Genomic DNA, 24751 nt, shown 5'->3' on the forward strand with positions numbered 1-24751 from the left:
TTAACTCCTTATCAAATCTAGTAGATATTGGCCATAGCTGTTTTTAGCCATACGTTGTGCTGTAATAGCTACTTCATTTTTACTTAACCAAGTATTTCGTAATGCAATCTCTTCAAGACATGCAATCTTGAAACCCTGTCTAGCCTCAATGGTTGCCACAAAATTCGATGCTTCGAGTAAACTTTCGTGTGTTCCACTGTCAAGCCAAGCAAAACCTCTCCCCAATAACTCTACATTCAGCAGTCCTTGCTCCAAATACACTTGGTTAATACTAGTTATCTCTAGCTCTCCTCGTTTGGAAGGTTTTACTTGCTTGGCAATATTGACCACTTGATTGTCGTAAAAATAGAGTCCAGTTACAGCAAAGTGAGACTTGGGTTGTGTCGGCTTTTCTTCAATAGAAATGACGCTCTGCTTATCATCAAATTCAACGATTCCAAATCGCTCGGGATCTTGAACTTTATAGCCGAACACTGTTGCACCTTTTTCCCTTTTGGCAGCCTCATGTAACATCGGTGAGAACCCCTGCCCCCAAAACATATTGTCACCCAAGATCAAGCATACCGAATCATTACCAATGAACTTCTCACCGATAATAAATGCCTGCGCAAGCCCATCTGGGCTTGGCTGTACGGCATATTCCAATTCAATCCCAAATTGACTACCATCGCCTAAAAGGCGTTGAAAGCTGGCCTGATCTTCTGGAGTGGTAATAATCAGTACATCCCTAATGCCTGCCAGCATCAATACTGACAAGGGGTAGTAAATCATGGGTTTATCATAAACTGGCAAAAGCTGTTTTGAGACGCCCATGGTGATAGGGTAAAGGCGAGTTCCGGAGCCGCCAGCCAGAATAATGCCTTTCATCACTTCTTCTCTCCATACTGCTGAGCTATCCAAGACTGATAGGACCCGCTCTTGACGTTGCTGACCCACTGCTGGTTATCCAGATACCACTGCACGGTTTTGCGAATACCGGATTCGAAGGTCTCTTGCGGCTGCCAATTCAGTTCACTGCTCATCTTGCTGGCGTCAATGGCATAACGACGGTCGTGGCCGGGGCGATCCGTCACATAGATGATTTGCTCACGATAGGAGCCAGTCTTCGGCACAATCTCATCGAGCAGGTCACAGATGGTATGCACGACGTCCAGATTCTGCTTCTCGTTATGACCGCCGATGTTGTAGGTCTCCCCTACCACGCCCGTGGTCACTACCCTGTAGAGCGCACGAGCATGGTCTTCCACATAGAGCCAGTCACGGATCTGGTCGCCCTTGCCGTATACCGGCAGCGGCTTGCCATCCAGCGCGTTGAGGATCACCAGCGGGATCAGCTTCTCGGGGAAGTGGTAAGGACCGTAGTTGTTGGAGCAGTTGGTGACTATGGTTGGCAGGCCGTAAGTACGGCGCCAGGCGCGCACCAGATGGTCGCTCGATGCCTTGGAGGCAGAATAGGGGCTGCTAGGGGCATAGGGGGTGCTCTCGGTAAAGAGCGGCAGCGCCTCACCGGTATTCACCTCATCAGGATGGGGCAGATCGCCGTAGACCTCGTCGGTGGAGATATGGTGGAAGCGGAAGGCCGCCTTGCGCGGATCAGGAAGATCGTTCCAGTAGGTGCGCACAGCTTCCAGCAACATATAGGTCCCGACAATATTGGTCTCGATAAAGGCCGCAGGGCCGGTGATGGATCGATCGACGTGGCTCTCGGCGGCCAGATGCATCACGGCGTCTGGTTGGTGGGTGGCAAAGACTCGATCCAGTTCGACGCGGTTGCAGATATCCACCTGTTCAAAGGCATAGCGCTCACTGTTTGCCACACTCGCCAAGGATTCCAGGTTGCCCGCATAGGTCAGCTTGTCGAGGTTGACGACAGAATCTTGGGTGTCACGAAGGATGTGGCGAACCACTGCCGAACCGATAAAACCGGCACCACCGGTTACAAGGATCTTCATTGAAAGGTTCCCGATTGCAATCTAATGAAAAGGAAGACTTTTGGTTAGGGTCTGCAGTTGTGTATCACTCTGGTTTTTTCTTCGTAGAGCAGAATGATTGCACTGAGACTACGAATGCTTGAATTCCAGACCAGGCTCCTCGTTTAGGCATGTATATTTATCTGCCTAAGCTAAGAAATGGCCCTCAAGGCGAGAGGATTAACAGTGATAAACCAGAGGAAGATTGAAATGCATAAATGATGACGCTACCGCCCCTGAGTTACAGCTCCCAACATGCTGCTTTTAACCTGATTGTGCGCGCTGTTGGCCATCATACCCTCCAGCAATTTCTTGTTTTGATTGATGTTTAGCAACGTTGTCGCATTACATTGCACACCCAGGCAGTCCGCAGCCTGCATTGCTCACATCTTGGGCTATCTGTGCCCTAAACCCGATTTTGGGCCAGATTCTATCTTGTTTGGCGCTGGTATGAATAGTCATAACCGCAGAAAACCTCTCGTAGGGTAGGGATTCAAAATTGCCACTCATTCGACCTTCTGACCCTTCTCGCGCAACATCCATCCCTACGACACATCGGGAGTTGTTCCCAATCACCAGCGCCAAACAATAAAATTGAATATGTTCAGGCGATTACAACTGCATGCCTGCGTTGCCCCGATGCTCGGAGCCAAGTTGTGACGATGAGCACTGCTGCAACAGTACAGTGAGTCCCCATACCCACCAGTGCGATCAGAACAGTCGCAAGTAGTCACCAATGGAACCCCAACAGTCCTCATCTGATTCGACAGCATGACTCACAATAAAGCACGAAAGGTATGGCTGCCGATGCAAGGACGGGTAGAGGAGACAAAGGCTGGCATGATTCAGTCCCGATACAGGGGGGTCAAGTAGGATCCGCATTGACTCTCCTTCTTGTTGACCCTCTAATTGACAGCCTGGACCCTTATCATCATGCATCTTATGAAAATCCTACTGGTCGAAGACGACAAGCTGCTCAATCACCACCTCTCCACGCTGTTGACCGAGGCCCAGAATCAGGTTCACAGCACGGACAACGCCCAGGTGGCGCTGCACTATGCGACCGACTACCCCATCGACGTGGCCATCATCGATCTCGGCCTGCCGGACATGGACGGCCTGCAGCTCATCAGCCGCCTGCGCGAGCAGCAGATCCCCTTCCCCATCATAGTGTTGACCGCGCGGGGCAACTGGCAGGACAAGGTGGAAGGGCTGGAGGCCGGGGCGGACGACTATCTGGTCAAACCCTTCCAGAAGGACGAGCTGCTTGCCCGCCTCAATGCCCTGGTGCGCCGCAGCGCCGGTTTCATCTCCCCCAGGGTGAAGGCGGGTGACTACGAGCTGGATCTCTCCCGCAAGGAGCTGACCATCGCCGGCGAAGTCACCGTGCTCACCAGCTTCGAGTATCTGATCCTGGAGTACCTGATGCGCAACGCCCGCCAGGTGGTCTCCAAGCAGCAACTGCTGGACCAGCTCTACGGGGATGGTGAAGGGGATCCCAACACCATAGAGGTGATGGTGAGCCGACTGCGCAAGAAACTGGATCCGGAGGGGCTCATCCAGCCTATTTCCACCATCCGCCGCCAGGGTTACATCTTCAACCTCTCCTGCAGTTGATGCCCCTTGCCATGCTGCACCCCATGACACTGATCCGTCGCTCGCTGCACCTCAAGCTGATGCTGAGCGCCATGCTGGTCATCGCGCTCATCATGGCCTTCTCCGTCTATATTCTCTACCTCGGCCACGCCGAGGAGCAGGCCCAGAAAGCCAGCATCCGCATGCAGGAGAACCTCTCCAAGCTGTTCTCCTCCAAGCAGCCGGAGCCCCACGCCATCACGGATCTCGGCGGCCTGACCCCGGATGCCATCGACCCCAATCTCGACACCCTGATCTGCCGCTCCGATGGAGAGTTGAGCTGGTCCAGCCTGCACATGCCCGAGGTAATCACCATCAAGGAGACCATCTGCCGGGATCTGATGAAGTACCTTGGGGGCCTGGATCAGGACTATTTCTTCAAGCTGCACACCATCAAGAATGGCGAGAGCTACTTCATCTACAGCCTGCGCTTCCTGCGCAACCACGGCGACGGCCCCACGACCTACTACGTGGTGATGGTCGATTCCGCCAAGCGCTACCAGGCCCAGACCCGGGACTATCTCTACCGGTGCATTCGCCAGGCCTTGCTCGCCTACAGCCTGCTCGGCGCCCTGCTGCTGCTCACCAGCTTCTGGAGCCTCTCTTCCCTGCGCACCATGGCGCGGCAGATAGACGAGATCCGTGCCGGCACGCGGGAGGCGCTCTCCAAGGACTACGAGCGGGAGCTGACGCCGCTGACCGAATCCGTCAACCAGTTGCTGGAAAACGAGCGCCAGCAGACCCAGCGCTATCAGCATGCGCTCAACGATCTCGCCCACAGTTTGAAGACCCGGCTGGCCCTGATCCAGATCACCGCCCAGGAGCTCAAGCTCGGCCACGACATCCATGACAACATCAGCGAACAGATCACCACCATGGACCAGATCATCCAGTACCAGCTGCGCCGCGCCGTCACGGGTCGAAAGCGCCTCGCGAGCAAGGGCACCGAGCCGGTACCGCTCATCGAGAAACTGCTGGCCAGCCTCGCCAAGGTCTATCGCCACAAGAAGCTGCAGACCGGCTTCCAGTTCGATGACGATGTCTTCTTCCACGGCGAGCAGGGCGATCTGATGGAGTTGATGGGCAACCTGCTCGACAACGCCTGCAAGTTCGCCATCAGCGAGATCCGGGTCCATGTCGGCCACCAGGACAACGGCCTGCTCATCGTGGTGGAGGATGACGGCCCCGGCATCGCCCCCGGCAAGTCGCAGCAGATCTTCCAGCGCGGCGTCAGGGCCGACAGCTCCCCGGGCCAGGGGATAGGGCTCGCCGTCGTCACCGAAATCGTGCACAGCTACGGCGGCAAGATCCGGGTGGATGAGTCTCCCCTCGGCGGAGCCCGCTTCCATATCACCCTCCCCTGACAGATCGGGGCCAGGCCAGTGCCTGGCCCCTGCCGCATTCGGGCATCGCCATCCCGGCGCTCACCTTCTCCCACCCTTTCCCCTATGCTGCCCGGCGATGCCTGGCCGAGTGCAATGGTGCTGACAAGTTGCCTCCCATCAGAAACCGACTAGCCTCTCCCCTCACCCCCTGCTCGAGCAGAAACGACGGGCATAAAAAAACCGGCCGCGAGGGCCGGTGAAACAGTTCAGGCTTGTCAGGTGACAATTCGCACCCAGCGGATGAAGACAGCTTCCAATTCCCTGTGAAACCCTGTCCTCTTGAGTACGTGAGCCTACTCTACGCCAGGGCCACTGAATCAGGGCTGAACCGCGATGAAATCGTTTCCCTAGCCTGTCAGAGACGGATCCCGAGGGACTGGCGCAGATAGGCGCCCGCACCGAGCAGGCCCGGACCTTCGTGGGTGATGAGGAACACGGGGATGTCCTTGAGGTAGGACTTGAAGCGCCCCTTGTCCTCGAACGCCACCCGGAAACCGGAGGCGATAAAGAACTCCTGGAAGCGCGGTACTATGCCGCCGGCGATGTAGACGCCGCCGAAGGTGCCCATGTTGAGGGCCAGGTTGCCGGCAAAGCGCCCCATCAGCACGCAGAAGAGGCTCAGGGTACGGCGACAATCCAGGCATTCCCCCGCCAGCGCCCGCTCCGTGATGTCCTTGGGTTCGAACGCCTCGGGCTCCCGGCCGTCGGACTTCACCAGCCCGCGGTACAAGTTCACCAGACCCGGACCGGAGAGGAAGCGCTCGGCCGACACATGGCCCAGCTCGCCGCGCATCACCTGCAGCACCGCATCTTCCTCTTCCGTGTTGGCAGCGAAGTCCACGTGCCCGCCCTCACCCGGCAAACTGAGCCACTGTTCGCCGGCTTGCACCAGGTGGGCGACCCCGAGGCCGGTGCCGGCACCATAGATGGCGATGGGCTTGCCCGCCACCGGGGCCGCGCCCCCCAGCTGGATGCGATCAGCCTCTGTCAGCACGGGCACCGCCATGGAGACGGCAGTGAAGTCGTTGATCACCTGCAGGCGCGCCAGGCCCAGATTGGCCTGCATCTCGCTGATGGAAAACTCCCAGCTGTGGTTGGTCATGGCGACCCAGTCGCCGTTGATGGGACAGGCGATGGCGATGCAGGCCTCGCCCACCTTGGCACCATGTTCTTCCAGATAGAGGCGCACCACGGCCTCCAGGCTGGGGTGGGCCAGCCCTGAATAGGTCTTTGCCTGGGAAATGGCGCCGGTCGCCAGCTCGCAGAGGGCCAACCGGGCATTGGTACCGCCTACGTCGCCCACCAGCGCATGGGTATGCTGCATAACAAACTCCTTCGTTACCGACTCGGGGCGGCCCTTACCGTCCCGACCTTGTTATTTGGCTGCAATACTACTCGAGCCCGCTTCCCGGCGGCGCGTTTTATGAATGCAACTGTGCGCCCGCTCACAGTGTTGTTGCTTTGCAACATTTGTAAGCGTTTTCAAGGACGGAATGGAAGTTTGTAACTAAAAACACGAAATAATTAGACATGAGTCATACTTTGTATGGACGAGATTAGTTCCGATAAGCGCTTGTCTTGTATAGTCATCGCGGAGATTGGAAACCTGCTTGAGCTGTGAATTTAGTGCACAGACACTGAAGTTAAATTACAAAAATGCTTGGTGGTAATGATGAATACCCTCGATAAAATTACGAACAATTTGGAAAGTTTCAGTAAATCAGAGCGTAAGGTGGCTGAAGTGATCCTGGCATCCCCCCAGACCGCCATTCACTCCAGCATCGCCACCCTGGCCAAGCTGGCGGATGTCAGCGAACCCACCGTCAATCGCTTCTGCCGTCGCCTCGATACCAAGGGCTTTCCCGACTTCAAGCTGCACCTCGCCCAGAGCCTGGCCAACGGCACCCCCTATGTGAACCGCCACGTGGAAGCGGAAGACGGGCCCGACACCTACACCGCCAAGATTTTCGAGTCCACCATGGCCTGTCTCGATGCCGCCAAGAACAGCCTGGACATCTCCGCCATCAACCGCTGCGTCGACATCCTGACCCAGTCCAAGAAGATCAGCTTCTTTGGCCTGGGCGCCTCCTCCGCCGTCGCCCGGGATGCCCAGAACAAGTTCTTCCGCTTCAACATCCCCGTAGTGAGCTTCGACGACATCGTCATGATGCGCATGAGCTGCATCAACAGCAGCGAAGGGGACGTGGTGGTGCTCATCTCCCACACCGGCCGCACCAAGGCGCTGGTGGAAATTGCCGCCCTGGCCCGTGAAAACGATGCCACCGTGATCGGCATGACCGCCAAGGACTCCCCCCTGGCCCGCGAGTGCAACCTGGTACTCTCCATGGACGTGCCGGAAGACACCGACGTCTACATGCCCATGGCGTCGCGCATCGCCCAGCTCGCCCTGGTGGATGTGCTGGCCACCGGCTTCACCCTGCGCCGTGGCATGAAATTTCGCGAAAACCTGAAAAAAGTCAAAGAAGGTTTGCGCGAATCCCGCTTTGATACCCCGCACTCCTCCTGATCATTCGGGGGTTCGCCCCCGACTGTCTAAGCCACCGGGCTTGGTGTAGTATCGAAATTCAATCACAGAAGGCCACCCAGATGGCCTGCAAGCCGGCGCCATGCCACATGCTTGACGGGGCAGTATTTCAAGTCATATCAACTTCACATTGGAGTCTTTCATGCCAAGACGTACAAAGATTGTAACCACACTCGGTCCGGCGACCGATCGCGACGGCATCCTCGAGGGGATCATCCGCGCCGGTGCCGACATGGTGCGGATGAACTTCTCTCACGGCACTCCTGAAGACCATATCCAGCGCGCCAACCAGGTGCGTGAAATCGCCGCCAAGCTCGGCCGCCACGTGGCCATCATGGGGGACCTGCAAGGTCCCAAGATCCGCGTCTCCACCTTCAAGGATGGCAAGATCTACCTCGCCATCGGTGACAAGTTCATCCTCGACGCCGCCCTCGGCAAGGGAGAAGGCTGCCAGGAGCAGGTCGGCATCGACTACAAGAGCCTGCCAAACGACGTCGTGCCAGGCGATATCCTGCTGCTGGACGACGGTCGGGTACAGCTGAAAGTGGAACAGGTGGAAGGCACCCGCATCCACACCACGGTCACCGTGGCCGGCCCCCTCTCCAACAACAAGGGCATCAACAAGAAGGGGGGCGGCCTCTCCGCCCCGGCCCTGACCGACAAGGACAAGGAAGACATCAAGACCGCCGCCCGCATGAGCGTGGACTACCTGGCGGTCTCCTTCCCCCGCAGCGGCGATGACCTGCGCTACGCCCGCGAGCTGGCCCGCGAAGCCGGCTCCAACGCCAAGATAGTGGCCAAGGTCGAACGCGCCGAGACCGTCGCCAGCGACGAGGCGATGGAGGACATCATCCTCGGCTCCGACGCCGTCATGGTGGCCCGGGGCGATCTCGGCGTCGAGATCGGTGATCCCGAGCTGGTCGGCGTGCAGAAGAAGCTCATTCGCCACTCCCGCCGTCTGAACCGCGTGGTCATCACCGCGACCCAGATGATGGAGTCCATGATCAACGCACCGCTGCCGACCCGCGCCGAAGTGATGGACGTGGCCAACGCCGTGCTGGACGGCACCGATGCGGTGATGCTCTCCGCCGAGACTGCCGCCGGCCAGTTCCCCATCGAGACAGTCACCTCCATGGCCAGCGTCTGCGTGGGCGCCGAGAAGCACCCGAGCCTGAACGTCTCCAACCACCGCATGAGCTACACCTTCACCTCGGTGGAAGAGGCGGTGGCCATGTCCACCATGTATGCGGCCAACCACCTGGAAGGGGTCAAGGCGATCGTGGCGCTGACCGAATCGGGCACCACCCCGCTGCTGATGTCCCGCATCAGCTCCGGCCTGCCGATCTTCGCCATGTCCCCCCACAACAAGACCCTGGCCTGGGCCAACCTCTACCGCGGCGTCACTCCTGTGCTGTTCGACGGGGACGAGACCAAGCCGGTCTACGAGGTGTGCCGCGACGCCCTGGACGTGCTCAAGGCCAAGGGGCTGCTGCAAAGCGGCGACATGGTGTTGCTCACCCACGGCGACAAGATGGAAACCGTCGGCAGTACCAACACCTGCAAGGTGATGATGGTCGAGTAATCGCCCAGCCACCGGCAACAAAAACGGCTCCCGCGGGAGCCGTTTTTCATGGTGACCAGGCTGGATCAGCCGCGAAACAGCTCCACCTTGTCCCCATCCTGCAGGCTGCCGGCGCCGCGCACCACCACCCTGTCCCCCTGCTTGAGGGCCCCGCTCACCGCCACCTGCCGGTTGTCGCCAAACAGCACTGTGACCGGCACCCGGTTCACCTTGAGATCCGCGCCACTCTGCTCCACCTGGTAGACCACGCTCCCCTCGGTGCCGAGCACCAGGGCATCCCGCGGCAGCAGCATGGTCTGCCGCTCCCCCATCGGCAGCGCCACCCGCACCGGCGAGCCTATGATGAAACGCCCAGGCTCGGGCCTGAGGCGCAGCTCGATGAGGCGGGATTTGGGATCGGCGCTCGCCGCCCGCTGGTAGTAGACGGCGTGGCTGCTGAGCTGCTCCCCCTCCACCCGCAACCGGGTCTGGGCGGCCAGTTGCTGGGCCCAGGCGATGGGCGCCCGCAGCCGGATGTCCGGCTCGTCGGGATTGACCAGCTCCAGCGCCTGCTCCCCTTCATCCACGTGCTCCCCCGGCTGGACGAAGTGCTCGTTCACCACACCATCGAACGGCGCGAAGATGCGGCTTCTGCGCAGCTGCTCCTCGATCTGGCGCACCTGTACCCGGGCCAGCTGCTCGGCCAGTTCCGCCTGCTCCACATCGTAGCGCGCCTTGTCGTACTGGCTTTGGGAGGCGCTCTTCTGCTGGTGCAGCCGCTCCAGACGCTGGAACTCGGCTCGGGCGTAGCGCAGGTTGCTCGCCTCCCTGGCTTGCTCCGCCCTGGCCTGCTCCAGCGAGAGGCGCAGGGTCGCGCCGTCCAGGCGCAGCAGCTCGTCCCCCGCCTTCACCCGGCTGCCGAACTCGGCAACCCACTCCACCCGTCCGCTGACCTCGGCGCTGAGCGCCGCCTGCTGACGGCTCGCGACCGTGCCGCTGACCCAGATGCTGGCCCCCGCCTCCCCCTGGGCCACCTCCGCCAGGGTCACCATCTTGCTCTGCGCCTGCGCGGGCAACGCGCCCGCCAGCAGCAGGGCACCCACTGCCATCCTTGTGAAACCTTGTGTCATCGTGAGCTCCTTGCTCAGGCCCGCTGCCGAATGGCCTGCGGCACGTCGACCCGCTCACCCAGCCGCAGGAAGGCGGGTAGCAGGATCAGGGTAAACAGGGTGCTGCAACTCATGCCGCCGACGATGACGGTGGCCAGCCCCCGGTAGATTTCGCTCCCCTCGCTTGGGCTCAACATCAGCGGCAGCATGCCGAAGATGCTGGTGAGGCTGGTCATGGCGATGGGGCGCATCCGGCTTTGCAGGGCATCGGCCACCGCCAGCTGGCGACTCAACCCCTCCCGCTCCGCCGTGCGGGTCTGGTGCACAAGCAGGATCGCGTTGTTGACCACCAGCCCCAGCAGGATGACGAAGCCGATGATGGTGAGCAAGTCCATCGGCAGCGGCACCAGCAACCCGCTCAGTCGCAGCGCCAGCACACCGCCGACGGCGGCGAGGGGCAGAGTGAGCAATACCAGCATGGCGTCCTTGAGGGAGGCGAACACCCCCCACAGCAGGATGAGCAGGATCAGCACCGCAAACAGGAAGATGCTGCCGAGGTTGTCCAGCGCCTGCTGCAGGCTGTCGGCATTGCCGGCGACCTGCAGTTCCCCGCCAGTCGGCAGTATGGGCCTGATGGCGGGGAAGCTCTTGCTCTGTAGGGTCTCCAGCACCTGCTCCATGCTCACGCCGTCCGGCGGGGTGATCATGAGCTGGATGCTGCGCCGGCCGTCGGCCCGGAAGATGCTCTCCGGCCCGAGGGCTGGCTCCACCCGCAGCAGTTCGCCGAGGGGGACGATGCGGCCTGACGGGGTCGCAAGCGGCACCGCCTTGAGCTCGTCCGGGTTGGCCGAGCTCTGGCCCATCAGCATGATGTCGAGCCGCTCCTCCCCATCGAAATACTCGCCGACCCGCAGGCCATCCCCGAAGGTCTGGATGATGGTGGGCAGGGGGGTGCGATCCCAGCCCACCTCGGCCAGACGCCTGTCTTGCGGCACCAGCCTCAGCTCGGGGGCAGTGAAATCGAGCCCGGGCTCGGGCCTGACCTGGGCCCCCGGCAGGTCCTGCTGCACTATGGCCATGCTCTCGCGAGCCGCCTGATAGAGCTCGGGCAGGGTGCCCCCCTGAATGAGCAACGAGATGCCGTTCTCGCTGTCAAACCCGCCAAACAGGGAGCCTTGGCCGCCGAAGGCCCGGGTGTCCGGGATGTTGACGAGCAGCTGGTCCATCAGCAGGCGCTCGAGCCCCTTGATCCGGGTCTCGTCCTTTGGCCGCACCCCGATCTGGGCGCCACCCGGGTAGCGCAGGATGTAGTAGTTCTTGAGGGCGGGCTCCTTCTCCCCCTTCATATAGGGATCCAGCCTGGCGATGAGGGTGTCTATCACCTCTTCGCGCTGGGCCTTGGGATTGACCCCGGGGGTGAAGCTCATCCAGACGTCGATGGCATCGCGCTTCACGTCCGGCAGGTAGTTCATCTTGGGCAGCAGCAGCCAACTCGCCAGCACGGGCAGGCTCATCATCAGGGTGATGATGGCCCAGCGCCGGCGAGGCGTCGCCGTCCAGCGGATCACGTGGCGGGTGGTGCCCTGCCACAGGTTGTCGTAGGGGTCGGTCAGGCGCTCGCGCCCCATCCAGCGCGCCGCCACCGCCGGCAAGACGGTCACGGCCACCACCATGGAGACGGTGACCGCGCAGGCGATGGTCAGCGCCAGATCCGCAAACAGCTGCCCCTCCACGTCGTTGAGCAAGAGCACCGGCAGGAAGATGGCGACCGTGGTCAGGGTCGAGGCCACCAGCGCCGTCCACACCCGGCTGGTCCCCTCCAACGCCGCCTCCGCCTTGCTGATGTCCCCCGGCTCGGTGCGGCGGTAGATGCTCTCCAGCACGACGATGGCGGCATCCAGCACCATGCCGACCGCAAAGGCGATGCCGGCCAGGGAGATGACGTTGAGGGTGCGCCCCATCACCTTGAGCAGGCAGAAGGTGAGCATGATGCTGATGGGGATGGCGATCGCTATCATCAGGGTCGCCTTGAGCTGGCGCAGGAAGACCCAGAGGATGGCGCAGGAGAGCAGCACCCCCAGCCCCAGGTTGGCGGTCACCATGCCCACCGCCCGGTTGATGTAGAGGGAGGCGTCGAACGACTGCTCCATGTGCAGGCCGACCGGCTCCAGCACCTCCCGGTTCAGCTCCCCGACCTTGGCCTTGATCCCCTCCAGCGCCGCCAGGGCGTTGGCGCCGCTCTCCTTGAAGATCTGGGCAGCTATGGCGGTGTTGCCGTTCTGGATGCGCAGCACCGGGTTCTCCTCCCGGGCCAGCCGCACCTCGGCCACGTCCCTCAGGTAGATGGGCAGGCCGTCGCGCCAGTCCACCACCTTGTCCCCCAGGGTCTCCACGTCGTAGCGGCCGGCGAAGCGCAGCTTGTACTCCCAGCGGCCGATGTCGAGGGTGCCGGCGGAGACGTCCCAGTCGGTGCTGGCCCGGCTGGCGAGCACGGGGATCTCCACCCCGAGTTCGGCGGCGCGGTAAGGGTCGAAGCGCACCTGGATCTGGCGCTCGTTGATCCCCTCGATGTCGACCGTCGACACCCCGGGGATCCGCTCCAGCTCCGGCTTGACCCGCGCCTCGATCAGCGCCTGGTGATCGTCGATCACCCCCTTGGCGCCGGGCAGTTGCTGGATGAAGAAGAAGGTGAGGGTGTCGTTGCTGCTGTAGTTGTTGACGTAGGGGCCGTCGATCCTGTCGGGCAGCCCGGAGACCCGGTTCAGCCGCGAGATGACGTCGAGCTGGGCCCGCTGCATGTCGGTGCCGAGGGCAAACGCCATGTTGATCTCGGTGAAGCCGGGGTAGCTGTTGCTGCCGATGCTTTTCAGCCCCTGCACCCCCTGCATCTCCTGCTCGATGGGATCGGTGACTTCCGACTCCATCTCCTGGGGCGAGGCGGAACGCCAGCTCACCGAGATGTTGAGGTGGGGACGGTCTATGTCGGGGAACAGCTGGACAGGCAGCCCCCGGATGCTGAGCAGGCCCAGCAGGAAAATAAGCACGACCGAGACCGCCACCCAGATGGGGCGTTCGATCGCCGTTTTGGCGAGGTTCATTCACTCTTCCTGAGTTGTTGTTATCGGCCATTCCGCTGGCCTTGCTTCCTGCCCCAAGGGTGGGGGCCATTGCATTAAACTGGAATTAATCGACCTTGTAAATGCCTGGTTAGACAACAAAAAAACCGGCCACATGGGCCGGTTTTGCAGTGACGCATCAGACTCAGGCGGCGTGCACCGCCGGGGCCGGTTGAGACAGTCCTTCCAGCTCACCCGGGGCGAAGTTGTCCACCTGGATCGCCTCGTAACGCAGGGCGTCGGCGGCCAGCAGCTTGTCGGCCTCCTCCTTGCCGAGGATGGACTGGGACAGGGCCGCAGCCACCAGCTCAGGCAGCGCCAGCTTGCGGGGCAGCTTGCCCTCTTTCTGGGCCTGCACCAGCTTCTTCTCGATGGGCTGCACCGCCACCATAGCCTGGAAGGCGCGCTCCATCAGACCGACCGGATCCGCCTCGTCCTTGCCCACGTAGCAGAGCGCGGTCAGACGATCGCGGAACTCCCCTGGCGTCATCATGGCCAGACAGATGGCGTGGCAGCGATCGTCCGCCGGCATCTTGTAGCCCACTCCGAACGGGAACACCACCCGTTTGAGCACGGCGCCCACCACCTTGTTCGGGAAGTTCTGGAAGAAGCCCTCGAACGCCTTGCCGATGAGATAAAGGTTGCGCTCCACCGCGTACTGCACGAACGGCAGATCGGAGACCATGCGGCCCTGATCCTCGTAGTGCTTGAGGGTGGCGGAGGCCAGATAGAGGTGGCTCAGCACGTCACCCAGACGGGCGGAGATCATCTCCTTGCGCTTGAGATCGCCACCCAGCATCAGCATGGAGACGTCGGCGCACAGGGCCAACCCTTTGCTCATGCGGGACAGCTGCTTGTAGTAGCGAGCGGTTTCCCCTCCCACGGGGGCGCCGTTGAACTGGCCCAGGGTCAGCCCCTGGAACAGGGCGCCGAAGAAGTTGCCGGTGCCGAACGCAATGTGCTTCATCAGCAGGGCATCGAACTTCTCGAGACCGCGCTCCACGTCGGTGTCGGCGGCCGCTTCCAGCTCGGCGAACACGTAAGGGTGGCAGCGGGTGGCACCTTGCCCGAAGATCATCAGATTGCGGGTCAGGATGTTGGCCCCTTCTACCGTGATGGCCACCGGAATACCCATGTAGGCATAGCCGGTATAGTTTTTGGGCCCAAGCTGGATGGCGCGACCGGCGTGAATGTCCATGGAGTCGTCCATCACCTGACGGGCCATCTCGGTCATGTGGTACTTGGAGATGGCGGTGACGATGGCAGGCGCCTGACCGAGATCCAGGGAGCCTGCGGTCATGCGACGAGCCCCTTCCAGCTGATAGGTGAGGCCACCGATGCGGGCCAGCGCCTCCTGCACCCCTTCAAACTTGCCGATGGACATGCCGAACTGCTTGCGCACGTAGGAGTAGGCGCCGACTGTGCGGCTCGCCATGTGACCGCAGGCGGTGCCCAGGGCCGGCAGCGAGATGCCGCGACCGGCGGAGAGGCATTCGACCAGCATGCGCCAGCCGCGGCCGGCGTATTCAGGCCCGCCGATGATCCAGTCGAGCGGAATGAACACATCCTTGCCGAAGGTCGGGCCGTTCAGGAACGCCAGTCCCATGGGGTAGTGGCGATCGCCGACGCGCACGCCAGGGTGACTGGTGGGGATGAGCGCGCAGGTGATGCCGATCTCCTCCTTGTCCCCCAGCAGCTTGTCCGGGTCGTACATCTTGAACGCCAAGCCCAGCACGGTGGCACGCGGCGCCAGGGTGATGTAACGCTTGTTCCAGTTCAGACGAATACCCAGCACCTCTTCACCCTTGTGCATGCCCTTGCAGACGATCCCCTTGTCAGGAATCGCGCCCGCATCGGAGCCCGCTTCCGGGCCGGTCAGGGCGAAACAGGGCACTTCCTTGCCGTTGGCCAGCCCCGGCAGCCAGAAATCCTTCTGGGCCTGGGTGCCGTAGTGCATCAGCAGCTCGCCCGGTCCCAGAGAATTCGGCACCATGACGGTGACCGCCACGCTCAGGCTCTTGGTCGCGATGCGGGTGACTATGGTGGAGTTGGCGATGGCGGAGAATTCGCGGCCGCCGTAAGATTTCGGGATGATCAGGGAGAAGAAGCCTTCCTTCTTCAGGTAGTCCCACACCGGCTCCGGCAGGTCCTTGGTTTCGTTGACGATCTTGAAGTCGTCCACCATGGCGAGCAGGGTTTCGACCTGGTTGTCGATGAAGGCCTGCTCTTCTGCGCTCAGCTCGGCCTTGCCGTAGCCATGCAGTTTCTTCCAGTCCGGGTTGCCGCGAAACAACTCGCCATCCCACCAGACGGAGCCGGCCTCCATGGCCTCCCGCTCGGTGGCCGACAGGGGCGGCAGTATCTTCTTGAAGATGCCGAATACGGGGCGGGTCACCACCTTTTTACGGATGGCGGGGACACCGAGCACCACGACTATCGCCAGCACCAGCAGGACAAGCAATGTGATCATACCGAAGTTCCTTCTATTTCACTGTTTCCGTTGATTATTGTTAGGTGTTACACGGCCAGGGAGAGCCTGGTCGACTCCACGGGCGCCCCGACACCGGACGCCAGATAAGGAATGACGTTGCGCACCAACCCTTCCACATCGAGCTGCTGGCCAAAATCGGCCTGGGCGATGTCACGCAGGGCATCGGCGGAGGCCATGGTGAACACGACGGTGCCCAGGGTGAAGTGCAGGCGCCAGAAGAGATCCGCCGGCGACAAGTCCGGGTTGGCCTTGGAGATGGCCTGGGTGATCCCGTGCAGGGTCGCACCATAGTGGGTGGTGATGAAGCGGCGCAGGTGGCCCTGGCTGTCGATATAGCCACGGCCCAGCAACTGCATGAAGAGTGCCGGACCATTTGGGCGCACCGCCACCAGCTTCATCAGGGGGTCGACGAAACTCTCGAACACCTGCAGCAGGGTCAGCTGCTCCTGCGCCATCAGGGTCTGCAGGCGCGCATCCAGCTCCGGCATGAAGAGGCTCAGATAACGGTCGAGCACCGCCTGGATAAGCTCCTTCTTGGAGCCGAAGTGATAGTTGACCGAGGCCAGGTTCACATCGGCTTCGCTGGTGATCAGACGCAACGAGGTATCGGCGAATCCCCGCTCGGCAAACAGCACCTCGGCGGCATCGAGAATACGGTTCTTGGTATCGATTTTACTCACTGGACACCTCACTTAAACGAATGTTTAAAAAGTACGTTTCATGCCCAGCCATGTCAAGAGAATGTGAACGAGTGTTGGCGAAATGTTTTTAATCAAAAAAGAGGGAAGAGGACGGGAACTTCGCGGCGAGAGGGGACTCTATATCTATGCCACTGCAATTAAACATTAAGTCTCGCCCAACCTGCGCCATGCTAGTTGGGCATTTTTTTGTCCTCGTGGCGCCAATATCATCCGGGCAAAAAAAACCGTCGCAGGGGCGACGGTGGGGAAACGGGTCAGACCATCCAGTGTCGACCCATCGATGGGTGTTCAGGCTTGCATCGATAGGGTCATCCTCGCAGGCAAACGTCATCAGACTTTGTCAGCTACAGCCTAATTTGTGACAAAGTATGGCAAGCCGTTTCGTGGCCCCTCCCCACCATTTTTGCTATGCTGGCGCCTCATGCCAGAGGGGAGAGAAGATGAAGTACACGGTCGATACCCACACGCACACCGTCGCCAGCACCCACGCCTACAGCACCATCCACGACTACCTGCCCATCGCCAGAGCCAAGGGGATCAAGCTGTTCGCCACCACGGATCACGGCCCCGACATGGCCGATGCCCCGCACTACTGGCACTTCGTCAACCTGCATGTGCTGCCCAGAGTCGTGGACGGCGTCGGCATCCTGCGCGGCATCGAGGCCAACATCAAGAACATCGACGGCGAAATCGACTTCCCCGAGCGCTACGAATCGCGACTCGACATGATCATGGCGGGCTTTCATGAACCGGTGTTTCCCCCCTGTGATCGGGCGACCCACACCCAGGCCATGATCAACGCCATCAAAAGCGGTCGGGTCGACATGATAAGCCACCCCGGCAATCCCGCCTTCCCCATCGACATCCAGGCGGTGGTCAGGGCCGCCGCCGAATACCGGGTAGCGCTGGAGATCAACAACTCCTCCTTCAATCATTCCCGCCCGGGCAGTGAGAGCAATTGCCGCGCCATCGTCGAGGCGGCGCGCGACCTTGGCGCCTACCTCACCTTCGGCTCCGACTCCCACGTAGCCTTCAGCCTCGGCGATTTCGATCACTGCCACCGTCTGGTGACCGAGGCCGACTTCCCCGAGGAGCGGATCCTGGCACGCTCCCCCCGTGCCCTGCTCGATTTTCTCGAGAGCCGCGGTCGTGCCCATATCCCGGAGTTCGCCGACCTCTGACGGTTTCCCGTAACTCCATGAGCTCACTCATAAAACTGAGTTCAGCTCATTGACTTACCACCTATTTTTCGGGAATCTAGCGGCACGCCGGTATAGCTCAGTTGGTAGAGCAGCGCATTCGTAATGCGAAGGTCGTAGGTTCGACTCCTATTACCGGCACCATATAAAACAATGACTTAGGGTTGTAGTGATGCTAAGTCATTGTGCTTTATAGCTCCATACCCCTCCATATACCCCGCTTTTGTTCTTCATTACCCTCCTGCCCTTCACTTTCTGATCCCGCTACGTCCCAAATGTACTTACTCCTCCCCAAATCCATAATGCGTCTCATTACATTCATTTGCAGATATATGTTATCTCCATGAACCTACCCAAGGGACTGCTCTGCGCAGTCCCTTTTTCATTGGAGATTTCTCATGCCTCACCTGATCGACACCATGGCCTACACTGGCCAAACCCCTTGGCATGGCCTTGGCAATATTTTACCCCCTCAACAATCTTTGGATGTCTGGCTTAAAACTGCAGGGATGGATTGGACCATCGAGCAGAGCGACGTGATGTTTAACGTCGCCTCCGATGCACTGCATATTCGCCCCTTCAGCGACAGCAAGGTGCTTTATCGCTCCGATACCCTCGCCCCCCTGTCGGTGGTCTCAAGCCGCTACAACGTGGTACAGCCTCACGAGGTCCTGCACTTCTATCAAGACCTAGTGGAAGCCGGTGGCTTTGAGCTGGAGACCGCAGGCTCACTCAAAGGCGGCCGCAAACTGTGGGCCTTGGCCAAAACCGGTCAGGATCTCAAGCTAGCAGGCGGTGATTGGGTGAAGTCCTATCTGCTGCTAGCGACCAGCTGCGACGGCACGCTCTGTACCACGGCGCAGTTCACTTCGCTACGGGTGGTTTGCAACAACACCCTGCAGATAGCACTGCGGAGTGCTACCGGTGCCATCAAGGTGCCCCACTCCACTCAGTTCGATGCCGCTGCCGTCAAAGAATCTCTCGGACTGGGACTCTCTCATTGGGATGAGTTCAAGGCGCAGACCAAAGCGCTTGCACAACGGCAAGTCACCCCCGAAGAGGCGCTACGCTTTTTCAGCGACTTGCTGGCGCAACCGCTGGATGAGGAGAGCATCATTCTCACCAAGCCGGTACAACGGCTGCATGAGCTCTATCAGGGCGCTGGTATGGGCTCAGAGCTTGCCAGTTCCCGTAATACCGCGTGGGGGCTGGTCAATGCGGTCACCGAATACGTGGATCACCACCGCCGTGCTCGCAGCCAGGATCACCGACTCGATTCCGCCTGGTTCGGTCAGGGAGCACAACTCAAATCCCAAGCCTTGAATCAGGCACTCACCCTGCTGCAGTAATTCCGCTTCCCCATTCAAACCGCATAACGACCTCATCCGGACTGGCGCAAGCCAATCCGGGCGTAGCCATTTATGCCGTCAACAAGGAGTCGTCATGAAAGCAAAAGCCAAATACGGCCAGGCCCTGCGGCTGGCCTCTACTCCCCAGTTAACCCGCGAGCAGTGGCTCGCTATCCGCAAACTCGGCATTGGTTCTTCCGATGCCGCCGTGGCAGTGGGGCTCTCTCCTTACAAATGCCCGCTCAGCCTGTGGCTGGAGAAGACCGGTCGCAGGGAGCCGGAAGATATCTCCCACAAGGAAGCTGTGCTGTGGGGCATCGAACTTGAACCGGTATTAGCGCAGGTCTATGCCAAACGCACCGGCTATAAAGTGCGCCGGGTCAATGCGGTGCTGCAACACCCCGAGCATCGCTTCATGCTCGCCAACCTCGACCGGGAGGTAGTCGGCCATCCCGATGGGCCGGGCATTCTAGAGATCAAGACCGCCAGCTATCACAGCGCCCCCCAGTGGGAGGAAGGGGTGCCGGTGGCTTACCAGTGTCAGGTACTGCATCAACTCGCCGTCACCGGCCATGCCTGGGCCGAAGTGGCAGTACTGATCGGCGGCCAGGATTTTCGGATTTACCGCATCGAGCGGGATGAGGAGAAGATCCAGGATCTCACCGAGCGGGAAGCGCTGTTCTGGCAGAGGGTGCAACAAGACCAGCAGCCTGAGCCTGACGGCTCCAGCGATGCCGCCAATGCCCTGAGCTGGCTCTTCCCCCGCGACGATGGCCAGACGGTGGATCTCTCCGACTCCCCCGAGTTCAACCAGCTGTTTGGCGAACTGCTGCGCTTGCGCGAGCAAAAGGAAGCCGTCGAGCTGCAGGAGTCGCAGCTCAAGCAGCGGCTGCAAGCCACCTTAGGCGAAGCGACAGCCGGGCTGTTTGCCGATGGCAAGATCACCTGGAAGCGCAGTAAAGACCGGCTGGCACCGGATCTGGATAAGCTTGGTCAGGATCATCCCGACCTGCTTACCCAGTACGTCAAACCGGTGCCCGGCGTGCGTCGTTTCACCATTCAACCCTTGAGGCAAACTCCATGATCAAAGGACTAGCGATCACTCCGCCCGTGATCGGGCGGATCTGCATCGGCAAGCTGGTGCAGAAAAACGATAAATGGGTGCCGGAGAAGGACGACAGCTTCACCCTCACCACCCAGGTACAACAAAAGGGGGGGTGGTTGCTCCATCCTCTGCATCAACACTACTCATCGCAAAAGCATGGCCAAGGGCAGGAGCAAACCAAGATCCGCGCCATTCCGGTGCGGGTGCTGTTCAACGATAGCGACTTGAATCTGCGGGCGGAATACAGCGCCTTTGACCGACAAACCGGCAGGCCGCTCTGTGTCGGTAATGGGGAAGTGGCAAGACGCATGGGGGCGCAAGGCATGGAAGAGGTCAGTTGCCCTGGACCAGAGCGCTGCGCCTTTGCCGGGCAACAGGGTTGCAAGCTGTACGGGCGACTGAACCTGTTTGTGGAAGGACAAGGGGATGAGCTGGGCAGCTTTATCTTCCGCACCACCGGCTACAACTCGGTACGCACCCTGGCGGCGCGACTGAAGTACCTGGAGGCAGTGAGCGGGGGCAATACCCGCTATCTGCCACTCACCCTGCGGTTGCGGGCCAAGAGCACTACCCAGTCCTACCGCACACCGGTCTACTACGTGGATTTAACCTTGCGGGAGGAAACCAACCTGACCGAGGCAGTCAGGTTGGCACGGGAGGCCGCCCTGCGTGACCAAGAGGCAGGCTTGTCCATCAACCAGATGGAGCAAGCCGCTCGCGAGCTGCTGCGTAACGGCCAATTTGAAGATATCGATGAAGAAGTACCGATGTTACTGGAGGAGTTCTATCCCGAGCCAGAAATGATAGCGTCATCTTCCACCTCACAGCCTTTGGCAACCACAACAGCACCAAAACGCCTCCACCCTCGTTCCTCGCCCCTGACCGGTAAACTGGGTAATAACGCGCCCCCTTCACCGCTTACGCCTGAGCCACAAAACCAATAACTTACGTTGGCATCTTGTTACATCCAATCAAATCAATCAGTAGCGCAATATTCTGCTACCCATCACGACGGGACGTTTATCACAAAGCGTTCCGTTATTTCTCCCCATCGCTGGTTTGGGGTCAATAGATCAAGCCCTAGTGACACTCACGAAATCGGCACTCATTTCATCTATTTCCCTCCATTTTCAGGTCAAGAAGGTCTCTTCGAGACTTTTGACCATGGGGGTCAGTGTACCTTGCCCTATTGACCGGGAGGAGACCATGGCACTGGTAGGTTACGCACGTGTTAGTACGGGAGGTCAGAGCCTGGAAGTTCAGCTTCGAGCGCTGGCCGAATGCAATAAACTTTTCCAGGAGAAGGTTAGCGGTGCCAGTGATGATAGGCCGCAACTTGCTCTCCTGTTGAATTATGTGAAGGAGGGGGATGTGGTGATGGTTACCAAGCTGGATCGTCTGGCTCGTAATACTCGTCACCTATTAGAAATATCTGAACTTCTACAGCAAAAACAGGTTGCATTGCGCATTTTAAATCTGGGAATCGACACTTCAACGCCTACCGGCAAGTTAATGCTCACCATGATCGGTGCTATCGCTACCTTCGAGCGAGAGTTGATGCTGGAGCGGCAGGCTGAAGGTATTGAATTAGCCAAGCGCCGAGGTGTTTATAAGGGACGCAAACCGACTGCCATGGCAAAAGGCAATGAGGTTCTTGCACTGATTTCCAAAGGAATATCTAGAGCTGAAATTGCTAGACGCACAGGGATAAGTGTTTCCAGTGTGCAGCGCATCCTCAAAAACCAAGGCAACTAGGCGATAAATTAACCAGCATTAATAGAGGGAAGGAATGAATAAAACACTAAAGTTTATTATTTTATCAAGTAGCCTACTGCTCACGGCAACTTCAGTTAATGCAGCATACTTAGCTAGTTCAGTTAAATCAGCCGAAATCACAGCAACATACACTGACTGGGGGGATATGAAAGCTGATGGCTGGCGTTCCGCTGACAATTTTGATGATGAAAAAATGAGTCACGCACTTCGATGGGAAGGTGAAATAAGAAATCAATACCCATGGACTAAATATGCGTTTTTACGAAAAGTTTCGGGGAGCCCATACTTCTTGGCTGACAAAAAAGAAAAGACGCTGACCTATCTTTCATTCAAAGCGCGCAGTGGCGACTATTCAGATATCGTGGTTACTTATCAGGGTGTTGATGAGGGTAAAGGCTGCTATGTTTCCATCGTCGATTCTGGAAGAATACTTGAGATTGAACGTACCAATCCATGGCCAGTCCCAGATGTATTGCCCCCACCTATTGAAGCTGTTGTGCTAAAAACCTTGCCAGAGAATTGCGTCAACAACAGTCAACTTAACGTAATTAAAGCTAAGCAAGCTGCAGAAGATAAAAAACTAAAGCAATGGGTTGGCGAGCAAACATTGAAAGAGCTTTGTCGACAAAACGGGAATTGCTAATTTTCCGCATCATGCACTTTCTTTGATTCACTTGCATAGGCTATAGCTAAGCCGAACCACTTTAAAATATCCAGGTGTAAGAGCCATGAAGAAATCAATACTACCTTTATTTATGATGCTTATGTCAGGAAGTCCATTACTGTGGGCATCAGCGCCATTCACTGGTGTACTGCCTGCGAAAGTAATAGAAAAAACAGGAACGCCATTTTGGTGTAACGAGGGTTATAGGCAACAAGGTAAATGTATCGCAACAGAAATCAGTAATCTCTCCATGATAATTGTTCGCAGTCAACCTCTTGATGGTTGTGAAGCTGGCATGTGGGGCTGGATAACATCTCCAAACTATCTACAGAAAAAATCCTTTGGCTTTACAATTACACCAGATGAAAAATTCAGTATTTCAATGAAGGACATGTGTCGACCTGGCACCATAGTTAAATTCCAACCAAACAAAAAATATAAAGGTGATGATGACTTGGTTGGTTTTTATAATGGCAAGGAAATATTCAGGTATGGGCGCGAGTAGTTATACAATGGGAAAAATAACAATGTGGAGTTTTGTCATGAAAGACATGAATCGCTACTTATTGGCCTCAACACTGATATTCACCGCCGTGGTCTGCAATGCTCAGGAACAGCGTTACCTCGCTATCCAGCACACTGACACCGTTTATGCTAACCAAGGCATCTGTTCGTACCAGTTTTCTTTAGATAGTGGTGGCGCAGATGAGTTTGGTCATTTGTATATCACGCTGCAATTTAATGACAAGAAGGGCAAAGCGCTGGCCGAATCAACGCTGGAAGTTGAACCCTTCGGCGGGAGTTCAGCTACTCGTTATGGCGGCGGTTTTACGGAAGTTGATTGCGGACAGGTTGAGCAAGCCAAATCCATCGCAATTATTCAGGCGACCGAGGTACTGGCACACAACCAAGTAGCCCGACTGCCGGTATCAACCTTCACTCCCGAGTTCCATCAACCCCTGAAAATCACCGTGGGCGGCAATTAATCCGCTCAGGAAAAACAAAGCCAAAGGGCGTCACCGTAATGGTGACGCCCTTTTTCATTTCCAACCCTTGATGAGGATCATCACCCCATGTCACGACATTTCATTATCGGCGATCACTTGGTAACACCACGGTCTGAAGGACACCATCATGGCATCTTTGTTGGCCATGAACAGGTCATTCACTGTCTACCATCCCCTTCCGGTGAGGACTCCGGCCAACTGGCGCTGACATCCTTGGCTCAATTCAGTCAGCACAACACCATTGAGGTCAGGCCCCATGCTCAACGCCTGTTCAGTCGAGAGGAAAGCCTGACACGGGCTTACGACCGACTCAGTGAAGGAGAGCAGGGCCAGCCGTTTGCCAACAGTGAGCTGTTTGTCACTTGGTGTATTGAAGGGATTCAGCATCCCCCCAAGCTGCTGCAGACCGCTGTAGCAACGGTGGTGGCTGCCGAAGTCGCTCGTCACACGTTAAGCAAGGCGGCCACCAGTGCAACGGCAGGACTTGCTGCCAGCACCCTAGCCACAGCAGCTGGAGGTAGTGGCGCTGCTGCAACGGTAGTATCGGTGACCGGTATTGCCACAGCCCCGTTGTTAGCTCCTCTTGCCGTGGGCGCCGTCGCAGCCTATGGCGTCAGCAAACTGTGGGATTGGTTAAACGACTGACCCATCACTTCAAAGCAAAACGCAGGGGTGCTCTCCTGCTGGAACTCAATGAGGAAACACCATGATCATTCCCTTTTTCCGGGACGGCTTTGCCCTGCCCGTTGACCAAGCATTGCTGGTTCTGCTCAACCAAGAAATCGCTAAAACCGAGCTCAATATCGAACGCTTAACCCAACTGACCTTCAACTTTCGCAACCCCGGCTACAGTGCTGAGCAAGGCGGCGTGCACCCGGTCGAGATCCGCCTGATCCGTGGGCTTGATGGCTGGCTGTTCGATTACGTCACCGACTTCAGCTACCAGGGGCAGGGCCAAGATGCTGAGCTCTGCAAGGAGCTCGATTTCAACTTCCTCGATGGGGAACACACCATGTTGGGCTGGGGATCGCTGCGGCTGGCCGAAGCGCGGGAGTTGTTCGATATCTGGCAGAGCAACTTCATTGCCTATTGCCGGTTGGAGTGTTTCAGCGTCACGGTCGCAGGAGATTAGGAGGAC

General features: G+C 58.6%; 21 protein-coding genes and 1 tRNA gene. 15 read left to right on the forward strand and 7 right to left on the reverse strand.

Annotated elements, in window-relative coordinates; translation table 11 throughout:
- Window positions 1-867: a glucose-1-phosphate thymidylyltransferase RfbA gene (rfbA, locus tag BN1132_RS08305; RefSeq protein WP_042076732.1), complete on the reverse strand. Its 867-nt coding sequence runs from the start codon at window positions 865-867 to the stop codon at window positions 1-3.
- Window positions 867-1952 carry a dTDP-glucose 4,6-dehydratase gene (gene rfbB / locus BN1132_RS08310; protein WP_042076734.1) on the reverse strand — a complete coding sequence of 362 codons (1086 nt, stop codon included), beginning with the start codon at window positions 1950-1952 and terminating at the stop codon, window positions 867-869. Before rfbB ends, rfbA begins: the two co-directional genes overlap by 1 nt.
- Window positions 1953-2912: 960 nt before the next feature.
- Between rfbB and BN1132_RS08315 the strand changes: the two genes are divergently transcribed.
- Both BN1132_RS08315 and BN1132_RS08320 read left to right on the forward strand, forming a co-directional pair.
- The gene (locus BN1132_RS08315; protein WP_010675337.1) at window positions 2913-3587 is read left to right on the forward strand and encodes a response regulator; all 675 of its coding nucleotides are present in this window, start codon (window positions 2913-2915) and stop codon (window positions 3585-3587) included.
- A gap of 23 nt (window positions 3588-3610) precedes the next feature.
- On the forward strand, window positions 3611-4969 hold the full coding sequence (locus tag BN1132_RS08320) for an ATP-binding protein (protein WP_080560554.1): 1359 nt from the start codon (window positions 3611-3613) through the stop codon (window positions 4967-4969).
- A 376-nt stretch (window positions 4970-5345) separates the two neighbouring features.
- Here BN1132_RS08320 and glk read toward each other — a convergent pair whose 3' ends face one another.
- Window positions 5346-6314: a glucokinase gene (gene glk, locus BN1132_RS08325; protein WP_042076736.1), complete on the reverse strand. Its 969-nt coding sequence runs from the start codon at window positions 6312-6314 to the stop codon at window positions 5346-5348.
- 348 nt (window positions 6315-6662) lie between these two features.
- Between glk and BN1132_RS08330 the strand changes: the two genes are divergently transcribed.
- Entirely contained in the window at window positions 6663-7517 is an 855-nt protein-coding gene (locus tag BN1132_RS08330) for a MurR/RpiR family transcriptional regulator (protein WP_029314760.1), read from the forward strand.
- Between the two features lie 160 nt (window positions 7518-7677).
- Window positions 7678-9117: a pyruvate kinase gene (pyk, locus tag BN1132_RS08335; RefSeq protein WP_042076738.1), complete on the forward strand. Its 1440-nt coding sequence runs from the start codon at window positions 7678-7680 to the stop codon at window positions 9115-9117.
- Between the two features lie 65 nt (window positions 9118-9182).
- Here the strand turns inward: pyk and BN1132_RS08340 are convergent, their stop codons facing one another.
- The 4 genes from BN1132_RS08340 to BN1132_RS08355 form a co-directional block, all read right to left on the reverse strand.
- Window positions 9183-10226: an efflux RND transporter periplasmic adaptor subunit gene (locus BN1132_RS08340; protein ID WP_042076740.1), complete on the reverse strand. Its 1044-nt coding sequence runs from the start codon at window positions 10224-10226 to the stop codon at window positions 9183-9185.
- A gap of 14 nt (window positions 10227-10240) precedes the next feature.
- On the reverse strand, window positions 10241-13303 hold the full coding sequence (locus BN1132_RS08345) for an efflux RND transporter permease subunit (protein ID WP_042076742.1): 3063 nt from the start codon (window positions 13301-13303) through the stop codon (window positions 10241-10243).
- 163 nt (window positions 13304-13466) lie between these two features.
- A complete protein-coding gene (locus tag BN1132_RS08350) occupies window positions 13467-15791 on the reverse strand; it encodes an acyl-CoA dehydrogenase (protein ID WP_042076744.1) in 2325 nt (774 codons plus the stop codon).
- Between the two features lie 47 nt (window positions 15792-15838).
- On the reverse strand, window positions 15839-16492 hold the full coding sequence (locus BN1132_RS08355) for a TetR family transcriptional repressor PsrA (RefSeq protein WP_042076745.1): 654 nt from the start codon (window positions 16490-16492) through the stop codon (window positions 15839-15841).
- Between the two features lie 461 nt (window positions 16493-16953).
- On the opposite strand from BN1132_RS08355, the gene BN1132_RS08360 reads away from it, so the two are divergent.
- The 11 genes from BN1132_RS08360 (at window position 16954) to BN1132_RS08395 (ending at window position 24745) form a co-directional block, all read left to right on the forward strand.
- The gene (locus BN1132_RS08360) at window positions 16954-17694 is read left to right on the forward strand and encodes a phosphatase (RefSeq protein ID WP_042076747.1); all 741 of its coding nucleotides are present in this window, start codon (window positions 16954-16956) and stop codon (window positions 17692-17694) included.
- Window positions 17695-17780: 86 nt separating this feature from the next.
- A tRNA-Thr gene (locus BN1132_RS08365) sits at window positions 17781-17856 on the forward strand.
- A 254-nt stretch (window positions 17857-18110) separates the two neighbouring features.
- The gene (locus BN1132_RS08370; protein ID WP_042076749.1) at window positions 18111-19061 is read left to right on the forward strand and encodes a DUF932 domain-containing protein; all 951 of its coding nucleotides are present in this window, start codon (window positions 18111-18113) and stop codon (window positions 19059-19061) included.
- Window positions 19062-19155: 94 nt separating this feature from the next.
- Window positions 19156-20145, forward strand: a complete 990-nt coding sequence (locus BN1132_RS08375; RefSeq protein ID WP_042076751.1) for a YqaJ viral recombinase family nuclease — start codon at window positions 19156-19158, stop codon at window positions 20143-20145.
- Window positions 20142-21110, forward strand: a complete 969-nt coding sequence (locus tag BN1132_RS08380; RefSeq protein WP_042076753.1) for a recombination directionality factor — start codon at window positions 20142-20144, stop codon at window positions 21108-21110. The genes BN1132_RS08375 and BN1132_RS08380 overlap by 4 nt, the downstream gene beginning before the upstream one ends.
- Window positions 21111-21372: 262 nt before the next feature.
- Window positions 21373-21921 carry a recombinase family protein gene (locus BN1132_RS08385; protein WP_042076755.1) on the forward strand — a complete coding sequence of 183 codons (549 nt, stop codon included), beginning with the start codon at window positions 21373-21375 and terminating at the stop codon, window positions 21919-21921.
- 34 nt (window positions 21922-21955) lie between these two features.
- Window positions 21956-22585: a hypothetical protein gene (locus BN1132_RS19945; RefSeq protein WP_157005371.1), complete on the forward strand. Its 630-nt coding sequence runs from the start codon at window positions 21956-21958 to the stop codon at window positions 22583-22585.
- Window positions 22586-22670: 85 nt separating this feature from the next.
- A complete protein-coding gene (locus tag BN1132_RS19520) occupies window positions 22671-23111 on the forward strand; it encodes a hypothetical protein (protein ID WP_209428959.1) in 441 nt (146 codons plus the stop codon).
- Between the two features lie 37 nt (window positions 23112-23148).
- Window positions 23149-23592, forward strand: coding sequence for an IrmA family protein (locus tag BN1132_RS08390; RefSeq protein WP_052447011.1), 444 nt, complete (start codon window positions 23149-23151; stop codon window positions 23590-23592).
- Window positions 23593-23679: 87 nt separating this feature from the next.
- The gene (locus BN1132_RS19525; protein ID WP_084202719.1) at window positions 23680-24258 is read left to right on the forward strand and encodes a lecithin retinol acyltransferase family protein; all 579 of its coding nucleotides are present in this window, start codon (window positions 23680-23682) and stop codon (window positions 24256-24258) included.
- A 61-nt stretch (window positions 24259-24319) separates the two neighbouring features.
- A complete protein-coding gene (locus BN1132_RS08395; protein WP_042076757.1) occupies window positions 24320-24745 on the forward strand; it encodes a DUF2787 domain-containing protein in 426 nt (141 codons plus the stop codon).
- The last annotated feature ends 6 nt before the right edge of the window (window positions 24746-24751 follow it).

It is taken from the genome of Aeromonas sanarellii, from assembly GCF_000820085.1.
GTDB lineage: Bacteria > Pseudomonadota > Gammaproteobacteria > Enterobacterales > Aeromonadaceae > Aeromonas > Aeromonas sanarellii.

Excerpts from the sequence above, each read along its gene's own strand:
- glk (WP_042076736.1), bottom strand. The coding sequence starts at position 6,314 with ATGCAGCATACCCATGCGCTGGTGGGCGACGTAGGCGGTACCAATGCC.
- BN1132_RS08375 (WP_042076751.1), top strand. The coding sequence starts at position 19,156 with ATGAAAGCAAAAGCCAAATACGGCCAGGCCCTGCGGCTGGCCTCTACT.
- BN1132_RS08340 (WP_042076740.1), bottom strand. The coding sequence starts at position 10,226 with ATGACACAAGGTTTCACAAGGATGGCAGTGGGTGCCCTGCTGCTGGCG.
- BN1132_RS08320 (WP_080560554.1), top strand. The coding sequence starts at position 3,611 with ATGACACTGATCCGTCGCTCGCTGCACCTCAAGCTGATGCTGAGCGCC.
- BN1132_RS08380 (WP_042076753.1), top strand. The coding sequence starts at position 20,142 with ATGATCAAAGGACTAGCGATCACTCCGCCCGTGATCGGGCGGATCTGC.
- BN1132_RS08345 (WP_042076742.1), bottom strand. The coding sequence starts at position 13,303 with ATGAACCTCGCCAAAACGGCGATCGAACGCCCCATCTGGGTGGCGGTC.
- BN1132_RS08395 (WP_042076757.1), top strand. The coding sequence starts at position 24,320 with ATGATCATTCCCTTTTTCCGGGACGGCTTTGCCCTGCCCGTTGACCAA.
- BN1132_RS19520 (WP_209428959.1), top strand. The coding sequence starts at position 22,671 with ATGAAGAAATCAATACTACCTTTATTTATGATGCTTATGTCAGGAAGT.
- BN1132_RS08370 (WP_042076749.1), top strand. The coding sequence starts at position 18,111 with ATGCCTCACCTGATCGACACCATGGCCTACACTGGCCAAACCCCTTGG.
- BN1132_RS19945 (WP_157005371.1), top strand. The coding sequence starts at position 21,956 with ATGAATAAAACACTAAAGTTTATTATTTTATCAAGTAGCCTACTGCTC.
- BN1132_RS19525 (WP_084202719.1), top strand. The coding sequence starts at position 23,680 with ATGTCACGACATTTCATTATCGGCGATCACTTGGTAACACCACGGTCT.
- rfbB (WP_042076734.1), bottom strand. The coding sequence starts at position 1,952 with ATGAAGATCCTTGTAACCGGTGGTGCCGGTTTTATCGGTTCGGCAGTG.
- BN1132_RS08350 (WP_042076744.1), bottom strand. The coding sequence starts at position 15,791 with ATGATCACATTGCTTGTCCTGCTGGTGCTGGCGATAGTCGTGGTGCTC.
- BN1132_RS08315 (WP_010675337.1), top strand. The coding sequence starts at position 2,913 with ATGAAAATCCTACTGGTCGAAGACGACAAGCTGCTCAATCACCACCTC.
- rfbA (WP_042076732.1), bottom strand. The coding sequence starts at position 867 with ATGAAAGGCATTATTCTGGCTGGCGGCTCCGGAACTCGCCTTTACCCT.
- BN1132_RS08385 (WP_042076755.1), top strand. The coding sequence starts at position 21,373 with ATGGCACTGGTAGGTTACGCACGTGTTAGTACGGGAGGTCAGAGCCTG.
- BN1132_RS08330 (WP_029314760.1), top strand. The coding sequence starts at position 6,663 with ATGAATACCCTCGATAAAATTACGAACAATTTGGAAAGTTTCAGTAAA.
- BN1132_RS08390 (WP_052447011.1), top strand. The coding sequence starts at position 23,149 with ATGAAAGACATGAATCGCTACTTATTGGCCTCAACACTGATATTCACC.
- BN1132_RS08360 (WP_042076747.1), top strand. The coding sequence starts at position 16,954 with ATGAAGTACACGGTCGATACCCACACGCACACCGTCGCCAGCACCCAC.
- pyk (WP_042076738.1), top strand. The coding sequence starts at position 7,678 with ATGCCAAGACGTACAAAGATTGTAACCACACTCGGTCCGGCGACCGAT.